Source organism: Erwinia sp. PPS120 (assembly GCF_047918655.1).
GTDB lineage: Bacteria > Pseudomonadota > Gammaproteobacteria > Enterobacterales > Enterobacteriaceae > Erwinia > Erwinia tasmaniensis_A.
Genome location: NZ_JBLREF010000003.1, coordinates 47236 through 60285 on the forward strand (window position 1 = coordinate 47236; position 13050 = coordinate 60285).

The 13050-nt window shown below is 54.0% G+C and carries 11 protein-coding genes; 2 read left to right on the forward strand and 9 right to left on the reverse strand.

The genetic code is table 11. The annotated features are described in order from the left end of the window. Window positions 1–118: 118 nt before the first annotated feature. On the reverse strand, window positions 119–1354 hold the full coding sequence (gene serA, locus ACLRGG_RS01590) for a phosphoglycerate dehydrogenase (RefSeq protein ID WP_416248108.1): 1236 nt from the start codon (window positions 1352–1354) through the stop codon (window positions 119–121). Window positions 1355–1655: 301 nt separating this feature from the next. After that, a complete protein-coding gene (gene rpiA / locus ACLRGG_RS01595) occupies window positions 1656–2315 on the reverse strand; it encodes a ribose-5-phosphate isomerase RpiA (protein ID WP_416248109.1) in 660 nt (219 codons plus the stop codon). A 193-nt stretch (window positions 2316–2508) separates the two neighbouring features. On the opposite strand from rpiA, the gene ACLRGG_RS01600 reads away from it, so the two are divergent. Next, window positions 2509–3405: a LysR family transcriptional regulator ArgP gene (locus ACLRGG_RS01600; protein ID WP_416248110.1), complete on the forward strand. Its 897-nt coding sequence runs from the start codon at window positions 2509–2511 to the stop codon at window positions 3403–3405. 83 nt (window positions 3406–3488) lie between these two features. Here ACLRGG_RS01600 and ACLRGG_RS01605 read toward each other — a convergent pair whose 3' ends face one another. The 6 genes from ACLRGG_RS01605 to epd all read right to left on the reverse strand — a co-directional run bounded on the left by ACLRGG_RS01605 (window position 3489) and on the right by epd (window position 9728). Next, window positions 3489–4214 carry an oxidative stress defense protein gene (locus ACLRGG_RS01605; RefSeq protein ID WP_416248111.1) on the reverse strand — a complete coding sequence of 242 codons (726 nt, stop codon included), beginning with the start codon at window positions 4212–4214 and terminating at the stop codon, window positions 3489–3491. A gap of 186 nt (window positions 4215–4400) precedes the next feature. Beyond that, window positions 4401–5021: an arginine exporter ArgO gene (gene argO / locus ACLRGG_RS01610; protein WP_416248112.1), complete on the reverse strand. Its 621-nt coding sequence runs from the start codon at window positions 5019–5021 to the stop codon at window positions 4401–4403. A 177-nt stretch (window positions 5022–5198) separates the two neighbouring features. After that, complete coding sequence (gene mscS / locus ACLRGG_RS01615) at window positions 5199–6089, reverse strand: small-conductance mechanosensitive channel MscS (protein WP_416248113.1); 891 nt, start codon at window positions 6087–6089, stop codon at window positions 5199–5201. A gap of 235 nt (window positions 6090–6324) precedes the next feature. After that, window positions 6325–7404, reverse strand: a complete 1080-nt coding sequence (gene fbaA / locus ACLRGG_RS01620) for a class II fructose-bisphosphate aldolase (protein ID WP_067708858.1) — start codon at window positions 7402–7404, stop codon at window positions 6325–6327. A 95-nt stretch (window positions 7405–7499) separates the two neighbouring features. After that, window positions 7500–8660, reverse strand: coding sequence for a phosphoglycerate kinase (pgk, locus tag ACLRGG_RS01625; protein WP_416248114.1), 1161 nt, complete (start codon window positions 8658–8660; stop codon window positions 7500–7502). A gap of 30 nt (window positions 8661–8690) precedes the next feature. Further along, window positions 8691–9728 carry an erythrose-4-phosphate dehydrogenase gene (epd, locus tag ACLRGG_RS01630; protein ID WP_416248115.1) on the reverse strand — a complete coding sequence of 346 codons (1038 nt, stop codon included), beginning with the start codon at window positions 9726–9728 and terminating at the stop codon, window positions 8691–8693. A gap of 629 nt (window positions 9729–10357) precedes the next feature. Here epd and ACLRGG_RS01635 point away from each other — a divergent pair. Next, window positions 10358–10867: a bactofilin family protein gene (locus ACLRGG_RS01635; protein WP_416248116.1), complete on the forward strand. Its 510-nt coding sequence runs from the start codon at window positions 10358–10360 to the stop codon at window positions 10865–10867. Window positions 10868–10985: 118 nt separating this feature from the next. Here the strand turns inward: ACLRGG_RS01635 and tkt are convergent, their stop codons facing one another. Then, window positions 10986–12977, reverse strand: coding sequence for a transketolase (gene tkt / locus ACLRGG_RS01640; RefSeq protein ID WP_416248117.1), 1992 nt, complete (start codon window positions 12975–12977; stop codon window positions 10986–10988). Window positions 12978–13050: the final 73 nt, after the last annotated feature.

Below are 13050 nucleotides of genomic sequence, written 5' to 3' on the forward strand. Positions count from 1 at the left end.
CCTGCTCCTTTTACATTGCGCTGATCGAGCGTGACAGGAAATCCTTCGCCATATTGCAAAGCGAGTCGAGGGCAGCAGGGGTGCTGCCCTCGGGGAAAGCGGACGGACAAGTCAATTATCAGTAAAGCAGACGGGCACGGATGGTGCCGGGGATCGCCTTCATCAGCTGAAGTGCGGTATTCGCAACGTCCTGAGAGGCGTCGATATCAATCACCACATAGCCCATCTGCGGTGTGGTTTGCAGATACTGAGCGGCGATGTTGATGCCCTGTCCGGCAAAAATATTGTTAATTGCCGTTAAAATGCCTGGACGGTTTTCATGAATATGCAGCAAACGACTCTGCTCGCCGTGCATCGGCAGTGACACTTCCGGGAAGTTAACCGCTGAGAGCGTTGAACCGTTGTCAGAGTATTTTGCCAGCTTGCCCGCGACTTCAACACCGATATTTTCCTGCGCTTCCTGCGTTGAGCCGCCAATATGCGGCGTCAGGATCACGTTATCAAATTCGCAAAGCGGGGAATTGAACGGATCGCTGTTAGTCGCAGGCTCTTCAGGAAAGACGTCAATCGCTGCCCCGGCCAGGTGCTTGTCGGCCAGCACCTTACACAGTGCAGGAATATCTACCACCGTTCCGCGAGAGGCATTGATCAGCAGCGAGCCTGGCTTCATCATCGCCAGCTCCTCTGGCCCCATCATATTCTGCGTCGACGCCGTTTCCGGCACGTGCAGACTGACCACGTCGCTCATATTCAGCAGTTCGGACAGGTAACGCACCTGCGTGGCATTACCCAACGGCAGCTTGTTTTCAATGTCGTAGAAATAGACGTGCATCCCCAGGCTTTCCGCCAGCACGCCAAGCTGCATACCAATATGACCGTAGCCAATGATACCCAGCTTCTTGCCGCGCGCCTCATAGGAACCCGCCGCCAGCTTATTCCATACGCCCCGGTGGGCTTTGGCATTGGCCATAGGTACGCCGCGAAGCATCAGCAGCAATTCACCGATAACCAGTTCAGCAACGGATCGGGTATTGGAGAAAGGCGCGTTAAAAACCGGGATCCCACGCTTCGCTGCCGCATTCAGGTCAACCTGATTGGTTCCAATGCAGAAACAGCCCACCGCCACCAGCCTTTCGGCCGCAGCAAAGATCTCTTCGCTAAGATGCGTGCGTGAGCGGATACCGATAAAGTGCGCATCACGAACGGAGGCTTTCAGCGACTCACTGTCCAGCGCGCCCTTATGAAATTCGATGTTGGTATAGCCTGACGCGCGCAGATTATCGATCGCGCTCTGGTGTACTCCTTCCACCAGCAGGAACTTAATCTTATCTTTCTCCAGTGATACTTTTGCCATTTCCCGACCCTATTTATCAGACTTCAGAAGGGGCTGACCTCGCGATATTTATCAGATATAAGGCAGCCTTCTGTCAAAGTATCAAAATCTACGCCTGCGGCAATACAAACGATTGCCCGCCTGACAGCACGGCAGCGACGCAACAGGGAGCAATCTGGCAGATAATCACGGCGTTAAGCCTCTCACCAGTGCGATCGGCCGACCTGTGGAGGTTATGTGACATAAGTCACTATATTTCCAGGTCTGAAAGAAAAGATGTTTTTTGACTAAAATTATCCCGCGCCCGAAGGCGCAGGTCAGATCATCCCTTAAGGGTTTTTACGCCCTCAGGCGTGCCGATTAAGGCGATATCGGCACCGCGCGCAGCAAACAGCCCTACGGTGACGACGCCGGGAAGAGCATTTATTGCCTTTTCCAGCGCGACGGCATCCATAATCTTAAGATTATGCACATCCAGAATATCATTACCGTTATCAGTCAGAACATGCTGACGGTATTCCGGCAGCCCACCCAGCTTGACCAGTTCACGCGCCACATAGCTGCGCGCCATAGGGATAACCTCAACCGGCAGTGGGAAATGACCCAATATGTCTACCTGTTTGGAGCTGTCAGCGATGCAGATAAATTTTTCGGCTACGGCGGCAATAATTTTTTCACGGGTAAGCGCAGCACCGCCGCCTTTAATCATCTGGAGCGAAGCATTAATTTCATCTGCGCCGTCGACGTACACCGCCAGGGAGTCAACCTCGTTCAGATCGAAAACCGGTATCCCCAGGGCTTTTAATAACGCGGTAGAGGCATCGGAGCTGGATACGGCCCCTTCAATCTGGTGCCGGACAGACCCGAGCGCCTCGATAAAATGAGCGGCGGTAGATCCCGTCCCTACGCCAACAATGGTTCCCGGCTGGACGTATTTCAGTGCGGCCCAGCCGACCGCCTTTTTCAGTTCATCCTGCGTCATAATATGTTTAGAATCCGTACTGATACTGTGTGCGCGTAGTATAAAACAACACCCGCAGAAAATAGCGCATTTGTTGTCACTCTGGAAGACAGCCCACAAACAGACGGAAGGTTAAGCACGTTATTGCGCAGGGAAAGCGAGAAAAAGTGTGGCATAGTGCTGAATCCTCACCTGAAAGAGAGTCAAACGAACAATGAAACGCCCGGATTATCGTACGCTTCAGGCGCTGGATGCAGTTATTCGCGAGCGCGGTTTTGAGCGTGCGGCACAAAAGCTTTGTATTACCCAGTCCGCTGTTTCCCAGCGTATTAAGCAGCTGGAAAATATGTTTGGTCAACCGCTGCTGGTTCGCACCGTGCCACCGCGCCCCACCGAACAGGGACAGAAGCTGCTGGCGCTGCTTCATCAGGTTGAGCTACTGGAAAAGGAGTGGCTGGGCGATGAAAATGGCGGCACTACCCCGCTTCTGCTGTCGCTGGCGGTCAACGCCGACAGCCTGGCAACCTGGCTTTTACCTGCATTAAAAACGGTATTAACCGACTCTCCGGTTCGCCTGAATTTACAGGTGGAAGATGAGAGCCGTACTCAGGAAAGGCTGCGTCGTGGTGAAGTGGTCGGCGCGGTCAGTATTCAGCCACAACCCCTGCCCAGCTGCCTGATTGACCAGCTTGGCGCGCTCGATTATCTGTTCGTGGGCTCTAAAGACTTCGCTGCCCGTTATTTCCCTAACGGCGTGACGCGATCGGCCCTGCTCAAAGCCCCGGCCGTGGCTTTTGACCACCTGGATGATATGCATCAGGCATTTTTACAGCAGAATTTTGATTTATCGCCGGGTAGCGTCCCCTGCCATATCGTGAACTCCTCTGAGGCCTTCGTTCAGCTTGCCCGTCAGGGAACCACCTGCTGCATGATCCCGCATCTGCAAATTGAGCGTGAGCTGGCAGAGGGGGAGCTGATTGACCTGACGCCCGGTCTGTTTCAACGTCGGATGCTTTACTGGCACCGTTTCGCACCGGAAAGCCGCCTGATGCGCAAGGTAACGGACGCGCTGATATCACACGGTCATCGGGTATTGCGTCAGAGCGCATAACGAAAAGCCGCGCCGATGCGCCCCCACAGGGGAGGCGTCGGCGCGGCTGAGATAACTGCGGGGGGTATCGCGCTCAGCAGCCTTCAGGGCGCGCGCTGAAGTTCAAATACCACGTCAACCTGATCGTCAAAGTGAATCGTCTGCTGTTCGTAGGTCTGCTCTGCCGAAGTCATGGGTGCAGCACTGGTGGCTTTTAACATGCGGGCCATTGGCATTGGCTGGTAGTTAGCAACATGGTAGCGGATGCTGTAAACCGGCCCGAGCTTAGCGTTAAAGCCCTGCGCCAGCGCACCAGCCTGCTGGGTGGCGTTTTCAATCGCCGCCTGACGCGCTTTCTCACGGTAGGTTTCCGGATTCGCCACGCCCAGATCTACGGAGCGGATCTCAGTCAGGCCCGCTTTTAGCGCACCGTCCAGCAGTGAATTGAGCTTATCCAGCTGACGTAACGTGACCTGGACCTGACGTACGGCGCGATACCCTTTCAGTACCGATTTACCGTCTTTCAGATAATCATACTCTGGCTGGGTACGCAGGTTAGCGGCGCTGATATCCTTCTTATCAATGCCTTTCTTCTGCAGGAAATCAAAATACTGCGCAACACGTTCGTCAGCCTGCTTTTTAGCGTCTGCGGCATCTTTTGACGAGACGTTCACTTCAATGGCCAGCGTGGCAATATCGGGGGTGGCGTCAATGCTGGACTGGCCAGAGGTAACAACGTGCGGGCCATTTGGCAGTTCATCTGCCAGTGCAGCAAGGGGAATAGTACCTAATCCAATAATGGCGGCCAGCGCCAATTTAGTAAGCTTCACCAGGTTCCTCCGTGGGGGCTATTCAGTCAGCCTGCCGGTTACCGTCAGGCTGCGGCAAATTATGCGGATAACATCAACAGCCTTATTTTAGCTGCTTTTTGTTGACCTGACTTTGACGTCAGTTCCTGCACTAAGTTCATGACAGATCGGAATAGCAGAGACTGCCCCCAGGGTGAGAGCGCCTGGCTAACCGCTGCCTGACGCCTGTTGTGCCAGCCTGAGCGCAATAAGCCACATCACCAGCCCGACAAGGAGGTTAATGATGCGCTGCGCTCGGGGCGTGTTCAGCCGCGGTGAGAGCCAGCTTGCCAGCAGCGCCAGCCCAAAAAACCAGAGGGTTGAAGCCGTAATCGATCCCAGAGCGAACCAGCCGCGCGCGGCGGGCGGCAGCTGGCCTCCCAGGCTGCCTAACATCACAAAGGTGTCGATATAGACATGGGGGTTTAGCCATGTGACGGCGATCATCGTACTGATGATGCGCCAGCGCCCCTGTTTTGCGGGCATAGCCTGAGCAGAGTCAATGGTCCCGCTCAGGGTGCTGCGCAGAGCGCCCCAGCCATACCACAGCAGGAAAAGTACGCCGCCCCACGTCACCAGGCTGAGCAGCAGAGTTGATTGTGACAGGAGCGCGCTGCCACCAAATACGCCACCACAGATCAGAATAATATCGCTGAGCGTACAAAGCCCGGCAACCATCAGTGGATAATGACGACGTACGCCCTGCTGTAATACAAAGGCATTTTGTGGCCCCAGCGGCAGGATTAAAGCCGCGCCAAGCGCCATACCCTGGAAGAAGAGCGCGATCATACGTTACACCTCAGCAGTAAAAAGTGAGGCGAGTGTATCTGCCGGGGATTAGTAGTTAAAATTTAAAATTCTAATTGTTTATTAGCCTGGCTAATAATCAGAGGAAAAGTAAAGGCGGAAAGTGCTGAACAACCGCCGGGCCGTTATTCAGGTTTCCGCCTTTATAATGACGGGTTATTACGCCCTGGAAGGGCTACCGACTGGCGCAGAAGGATCAGCCTCAGGCGCTTTAGCCTGATGCAGGTGAACATCCATCTGCGGATAAGGAATACCAATGCCGTTCGCATCCAGCGTCCGCTTAAAGTTCTTCATCAGATCCCAGTAAACGTTTTGCAGGTCGCCCGCACTGCTCCAGCAGCGCACCACAAAGTTAAGCGAGGAGGCGGCCAGTTCGTTCAGGCCAATCTGCACGCCCATGTCCTGCAGAACGCGGCTGTCGGCCTCAACGACTTCACGCAGCAGCGCAATGACTTTATCCACATCCGCGTCGTAGGCCACACCAATGATGAATTCGTTGCGGCGGTTAGGTTCGCGAGAGTAGTTAACAATATTGCCGGCAATAATTTTGCCGTTTGGCACGACAACGACTTTACCATCACCTGTTTTCAGCGTGGTGGAGAAAATCTGTACGCTCTGTACCGTACCCATCACGCCGATATCAATAAATTCGCCGGTGCGGAACGGACGGAAGGTTACCAGCAGCACGCCAGCCGCCAGGTTTGACAGCGATCCCTGAAGTGCCAGACCCACGGCCAGACCTGCGGCGCCCAGTACGGCAATGACCGAAGCGGTTTGTACGCCGACTCTTCCCAGCGCCGCAATAAGCGTAAAGGCAATAATGGCATAACGTATCAGTGCGGAGAGAAAGTCTGCTACGGTGGCATCAATATGACGGGCACGCAGAACTTTGTTCAGGGTTCTGGAGATGACGCGGGCAACGATCATCCCGATAAAGATAATCGCAACAGCGGCGACAATGTTAACCGCATAGCTTAGCAGCAGCGCCTGGTTGCGTACCAGCCATCCTCCGGCATGATTGATACCATCTACTACATTCAGATCTTCCATTCGACTATCCTGTGGTTGTTCGCAGCGGCTTTAGCCGCCATCCATAGCCAGTTGTCACTGACATTCCAGAGATCAAGGGTAATCAAAAAAACCGTCAGATGCCAAATTAGTCGTGATTGAGCCGTTTGATTCACCGGCGAGGCGGCCCGTGGGCCAGAAATCAGCCAAAAAAAACGGAGGATCTCGTGAGAGATCCTCCGCTGCGTTTAAGCGGCCGGTTACAGTCAGCTTATCACTACAGCACGTCTACCGCGTTCAGTTCTTTAAAGGCCTGCTCCAGACGCACAATCATTGAAGACTGTGCGGCACGCAGCCATACGCGCGGATCGTAGTATTTTTTGTTCGGCTTATCTGCGCCCTCAGGATTACCCAGCTGCGCCTGCAGGTAACCTTCGTTCTTTTTGTAATATTGCAGAATACCGTCCCAGTTTGCCCACTGCGTATCGGTATCAATGTTCATTTTGATTACGCCGTAGCCAATAGACTCCTGGATCTCTGCAGCAGAAGAACCCGATCCACCATGGAAAACGAAGTCCAGAGAGTTGTGCGGCAGGTTATGTTTCTTGCTCACATAATCCTGAGAATCACGCAGGATAGGTGGAGTCAGCTTCACATTACCTGGCTTGTAGACGCCGTGAACGTTACCAAATGACGCTGCGATGGTGAAACGCGGGCTGATAGCATTGAGTTTCTCGTAAGCGTAATCAACGTCTTCAGGCTGAGTGTAGAGTGCAGATGCGTCCATATGGCTGTTATCTACGCCATCTTCTTCACCGCCGGTGCAGCCCAGTTCGATTTCCAGCGTCATGTTCAGTTTGGACATGCGCTTCAGGTAACCGCTACAGATTTCAATGTTTTCTTCCAGAGACTCTTCTGACAGATCAATCATGTGGGAAGAGAACAGTGGCTTGCCGGTTTTTTCAAAGTGCGCTTCGCCCGCGTCCAGCAGACCGTCGATCCACGGCAGCAGTTTTTTGGCGCAGTGGTCAGTATGCAGAATGACCGGCACACCGTAGTGCTCAGCCATCTGGTGAACGTGATGCGCGCCGGAGATAGCGCCCAGGATTGCCGCCGCCTGTGGCTTATCGGACTTGAGGCCTTTACCCGCAATAAATGCGGCGCCGCCGTTAGAAAACTGAATAATGACCGGCGCTTTTACTTTTGCAGCGGTTTCCAGTACGGCATTGATGGAGTCGGTGCCTACGCAGTTTACTGCCGGGAGAGCGAATTTGTTTTCTTTCGCCACTTTGAAAATTTTCTGTACGTCGTCACCGGTGACAACGCCTGGTTTTACGAAATCAAAAATTTTAGACATGTTCTTTTGTCCTGTTTCGTCGGTCGTATGAAAAGATAATAAACCTGCCTGGCAGGCAAATCATTCTGGCGGGAGCCAGGCTCCCACCCCAGAGGTTACTGTTTCGCACGCTCTTCAAGCATGGCAACCGCCGGCAGTTTTTTACCTTCCACGAACTCAAGGAAAGCACCGCCGCCGGTAGAGATATAGGAGATTTTATCTTCGATGCCAAAGAGATCGATGGCCGCCAGCGTATCACCGCCACCCGCGATAGAGAATGCATCGCTCTCTGCAATTGCCCGGGCAACGATCTCCGTACCTTTACGGAAGTTAGGGAACTCAAAGACGCCAACCGGGCCGTTCCACAGAATAGTTTTGGCCTCTTTCAACAGCTTAGCCATGGCTTCGGCAGTTTCGTCGCCAAAGTCCATGATCTCTTCATCGTCCTGCACATCGCTTACTTTCTTCACGGTCGAGGGAGCAGTTTCAGAGAATTCCGTGCCGACGCGGGAGTCAGTAGGGACCGGGATTTTAAACTCATCGCGCAGTTTTTTGGCCGCGTCCACGAAGTCAGGCTCGTAAAGCGACTTACCCACGTTGTTATCGATCGCGACGAAGGTGTTAGCAATACCGCCGCCCACAATGACCGTGTCGGCAATTTTCACCAGGGAGTTAAGTACGTCAAATTTAGTGGAGACTTTGGAACCACCGACCACGGCAACCATTGGGCGGGCCGGATGCAGCAGAGCTTTGCCCAGCGCTTCCAGTTCGTTAGCCAGCAGCGGGCCTGCACAGGCCACGGGGGCGAACTTGCCAACGCCGTGGGTAGAGGCCTGCGCACGGTGCGCCGTACCAAAGGCGTCCATAACATACACGTCGCAAAGAGCTGCGTATTTCTTAGCCAGCGCTTCGTCGTCTTTCTTCTCGCCTTTGTTAAAGCGCACGTTTTCCAGCACGACCAGCTCACCTTCAGCAATGTCGATGCCGTCGAGGTAATCTTTCGCCAGACGAACAGGAGAAGAAATCTTATCTTTCAGGTAATTAACCACCGGCAGCAGGGAGAACTCTTCGTTATATTCACCTTCGACAGGACGACCAAGGTGGGAGGTGACCATTACCTTAGCGCCCTGCTTAAGTGCTGCTTCGATAGTTGGCAGCGACGCACGGATACGTGCATCAGACGTTACTTTGCCCTCTTTTACCGGCACGTTTAAATCAGAACGAATTAATACACGCTTACCAGCAAGATCCAGATCGCTCATCTTGATTACAGACATGGTGAATCCTCTCGTTGATTCTCTAAGTTTTTACAGGCGCAGAGCGCCCTGGCTGAAACCGCTTGCGACCATCGCTAACGTCGTGTCGAGCATTCGGTTAGCGAAGCCCCATTCGTTATCGCACCAGACCAGCGTTTTGATCAGGCGCTGACCGCTCACCCGGGTCTGGGTGCCGTCCACAATGGCACTGTGCGGATCGTGGTTAAAATCTATGGAAACTAACGGTAATTCCGTATAGTCAACTATACCACTAAACGCCCCCTCTGACGCATTTCGCAGCAGCATGTTAACCTCAAGCGCACTGACGGCGTCGCGCACGGTGACGCTTAAATCAATCGCCGTGACGTTGATGGTAGGCACCCGTACGGCGATAGCCTCAAAGCGGTCATTAAATTTCGGAAAAATTCGGGTAATGCCCGCCGCCAGCCGCGTATCAACCGGTATGATGGACTGGCTGGCCGCGCGGGTGCGCCGCAAATCCGTATGGTAGGCGTCGATAACCTGCTGATCGTGCATCGCTGAGTGAATGGTGGTGACGGTCCCCCACTCAATGCCAAATGCGTCATCCAGCAGCTTAATTATTGGGATAATACAGTTGGTGGTGCAGGAGGCATTTGAGACGATTCTGTGTTCAGGCCGCAGGGCTTTTTCGTTGACGCCGTATACGACGGTGGCATCCAGATCGTGGTCCCCCGGATGGGAAAACAGCACTTTTTTCGCCCCCGCTTTCAGATGCGCTTCGCCATCTGCCCGGCTGCCGTACACGCCGGTACAGTCCAGCACCACGTCAACATTCAGCTCATGCCAGGGTAAATTTTCGATTTCTTCGCAGTGCAGAATACGGAGAGTATCGTCACCCACCCACAGCAGATCGCGCTCCTGGCGCACATCCCAGGCAAAGCGGCCATGGCTGGTATCATACTTCAGCAAATGGGCCATTCCTGCGGAATCGGCCAGCTCATTGATCGCCACCACGGTCATTTCAGCACGACGACCGGTTTCATAGAGCGCACGAAGTACGTTGCGCCCAATGCGACCAAAACCGTTTATGGCAATACGAATTGTCATCTCACTCCCGCATCAGAAATCAGTGCAAAACCGGACTGTTAGCCTGAGGCAGTCATCCAGGTTTGTACAGAAATTATTACCACCTGACCGCGCTCTGAACGTGGGTAAATAGCCACGTTAACGTTAACTGAAACGGTTCAGCCAGAATAAAGAGTGCTGAGAATAATTGGAATGCGTTAGATCAATCACGACGCAGAAATTCTGACATAGATCACATTCGATAAATGAATTGCGTGAATAAATACGCGATTGAAACCACCTCAAGTAGACTGTCATCCCCCAGGACGTATTTTGGCTTAGCCAAACGGGCTGGCGGATAAACATCAGGGAAGAGGCTGTACCGCTTTCGCATCCAGGAAGGATGCGTCAAATATCGCCACCGCTACCGGCGATAGTCTGGTCATACCCCTCCTTATCTCCACACTTTTCTGCTGGTACAGACAAGCTGCATGATGAATTACAACCTACTTTGGTATATCTGGCTAATCTGGGCGTCCGAACTGCTGATTTATGGGTACGGCCCGGTTATCCCCTTTTCACGCTGGCAATATTATAGTGGGGCATTAGTTATCCTCTATGCAGTCTTTAACTTCCCGTCCGAAAAAGCCGCTTTAACCAAAGGAATGACAATGTTTAAACGTAAAGCCACGCCAGAGCACACCGCTAACGCCCAGGATAACCCCCAAGGCCTCCCTGATGCCGTTGCGGCTCAGGAGGCAGATGCCACCTTCATTCACGAGGGATGTACCCTTTCCGGGGAGATCCACGCTGCCAGTGACGTCAGAATAAATGGCACCTTTGAAGGTAAAATTTATGCTGAAAAGACGGTTTACATCCTGTCAAAAGCGAAGGTAAACGGCGAGATCGCGGCAAAACGTATCGAGATTAGCGGATCGCTAACCGGACGCTGTATCAGCCGCGAACTGGTCATTAATGCCAGCGGCTTTATGGAAGGCACCGTTGAGTGCGCGTCACTCTCCGTCAGCCAGCAGGGCTGCTTCCACGGCACGTCGAAACCCCTGACGGAGGGGAAAGTTAGCATACAGACCAGGGAGTTAAAATCTGTGGGAGAGAGCTCACTGCAGGCGGACACGGAGGGAAAGCCAGGAAAGCTAATCGATAAGGCGCCTGCGGTGTAACTCCTCACAGGCGCGATAAGGCGCCTGCGGTGTAACTCCTCGCAGGCGCGACGGCCGCACGTTCGGGTGCGGCTCAGTCTTTGCGAGATTGCCCGGTTATCGGGCAATCTCCTGTTGACTACAGCAGCGCTTTTGCTTTGGCAACAACGTTGTCAACGGTGAAACCAAACATCTCGAAAAGCTTATCGGCTGGCGCTGATTCGCCGAAGGTTGTCATGCCCACGATTGCGCCGTTCAGACCGGTATATTTAAACCAGTAGTCAGCGATACCGGCCTCAATTGCCACGCGCGCGCTAACGGCTTTAGGCAGCACGGACTCACGATAGGCCTCATCCTGCTTGTCAAACGCATCGGTAGACGGCATGGAGACAACGCGAACCTGGTGTCCTTCGGCGGTCAGCCGATCGTATGCGCTCACCGCCAGCTCCACTTCGGAACCGGTGGCAATCAGAATCAGCTCGGGCTGGCCTTCACACTCTTTCAGCACGTAAGCACCGCGCGCCACGTTAGCCAGCTGCTCTGCGTTACGATCCTGCTGCGCCAGATTCTGACGGGAGAAGATCAGCGCCGTAGGGCCGTCCTGACGCTCAATCGCATATTTCCAGGCGACCGCGGATTCCACCTGGTCGCAGGGACGCCACAGGCTCATATTCGGCGTCACGCGCAGGCTGGCCATCTGCTCAACTGGCTGATGCGTTGGGCCATCTTCTCCCAGACCGATAGAGTCATGGGTATAAACCAGCACCTGACGGATTTTCATCAGCGCCGCCATACGCGCTGCATTGCGCGCATACTCAACGAACATCAGGAAGGTGGCGGTATAAGGCAGGAAACCACCGTGCAGCGTAATGCCGTTCGCAATGGCGGTCATGCCAAATTCGCGTACGCCGTAGTGGATGTAGTTGCCAGCGGCGTCTTCATTGAGGGGCTTAGAACCCGACCACATCGTCAGATTGCTGGGGGCCAGATCGGCAGATCCTCCCAGGTACTCCGGCAGCAGTTTACCAAAGGCTTCCAGCGTATTCTGTGACGCTTTACGGCTGGCAATTTTCGTCGGGTTAGCCTGGAGCTTCTCAATGAAGGCCTGTGACTCACGCTGCCAGTTGTCCGGCAGTTCGTTACTCATGCGGCGTTTGAATTCGGCAGCCAGCTCAGGATGCGCCTTCGCATAGGCGGCGAACCTCTCGTTCCAGGAGGCTTCTTTAGCCTGACCGGCTTCACGGGCATCCCAGTGCGCATAGATTTCAGTTGGGATAACAAAAGGCGCATGTTCCCAACCCAGCTGTTTGCGGGTCAGTGCAACTTCAGCATCACCCAGCGCTGCGCCGTGTGAATCGTGCGTGCCGGCTTTATTCGGCGAGCCAAAGCCAATCACCGTTTTGCACATCAGCAGTGAAGGCTTGTCGCTGACCGCTTTCGCTTCTTCGATGGCTTTTTTGATCGCATCTGCATCGTGACCATCCACGCCGCGCACGACGTGCCAGCCATAGGCTTCAAAGCGCTTCGCGGTATCGTCTGTGAACCAGCCGTCAATATGACCGTCAATGGAGATGCCGTTGTCATCATAAAACGCCACCAGCTTACCGAGCTTCAGCGTACCCGCCAGTGAGCAGACTTCATGAGAGATACCTTCCATCATGCAGCCATCGCCCATAAACACCCAGGTGTTATGGTCCACGATCTCATGGCCCGGACGGTTAAACTGCGCTGCCAGGGTGCGTTCAGCAATCGCCATCCCTACCGCATTCGCCACGCCCTGCCCCAGTGGGCCGGTGGTGGTTTCGACGCCCGCCGTGTAGCCAAACTCAGGATGCCCCGGGGTTTTAGAATGCAGCTGACGGAAATTTGCCAGCTCATCAATCGGAAGATCGTAGCCGGTAAGGTGCAGCAGGCTGTAAATCAGCATGGATCCGTGTCCGTTTGACAGCACAAAGCGGTCGCGGTCCGCCCACTGCGGGTTGCTCGGATTGTGGTTCATAAAGTCGCGCCACAGAACTTCGGCGATATCCGCCATGCCCATAGGTGCGCCGGGGTGGCCGGAATTGGCTTTCTGAACTGCATCCATACTCAGTGCGCGAATGGCGTTGGCAAGCTCTTTACGAGAAGACATGTTCTACTCCAGGTCGGATTAAACGCTTCGCCGTCCTTAACCTATTTTAATCAATTAGTTATCAGGCAAAGTT

Bases quoted from the DNA above. Each gene is read 5' to 3' on its own strand.
- serA (WP_416248108.1), bottom strand. From the start codon at position 1,354: ATGGCAAAAGTATCACTGGAGAAAGATAAGATTAAGTTCCTGCTGGTG.
- rpiA (WP_416248109.1), bottom strand. From the start codon at position 2,315: ATGACGCAGGATGAACTGAAAAAGGCGGTCGGCTGGGCCGCACTGAAA.
- ACLRGG_RS01600 (WP_416248110.1), top strand. From the start codon at position 2,509: ATGAAACGCCCGGATTATCGTACGCTTCAGGCGCTGGATGCAGTTATT.
- argO (WP_416248112.1), bottom strand. From the start codon at position 5,021: ATGATCGCGCTCTTCTTCCAGGGTATGGCGCTTGGCGCGGCTTTAATC.
- mscS (WP_416248113.1), bottom strand. From the start codon at position 6,089: ATGGAAGATCTGAATGTAGTAGATGGTATCAATCATGCCGGAGGATGG.
- fbaA (WP_067708858.1), bottom strand. From the start codon at position 7,404: ATGTCTAAAATTTTTGATTTCGTAAAACCAGGCGTTGTCACCGGTGAC.
- pgk (WP_416248114.1), bottom strand. From the start codon at position 8,660: ATGTCTGTAATCAAGATGAGCGATCTGGATCTTGCTGGTAAGCGTGTA.
- epd (WP_416248115.1), bottom strand. From the start codon at position 9,728: ATGACAATTCGTATTGCCATAAACGGTTTTGGTCGCATTGGGCGCAAC.
- ACLRGG_RS01635 (WP_416248116.1), top strand. From the start codon at position 10,358: ATGTTTAAACGTAAAGCCACGCCAGAGCACACCGCTAACGCCCAGGAT.
- tkt (WP_416248117.1), bottom strand. From the start codon at position 12,977: ATGTCTTCTCGTAAAGAGCTTGCCAACGCCATTCGCGCACTGAGTATG.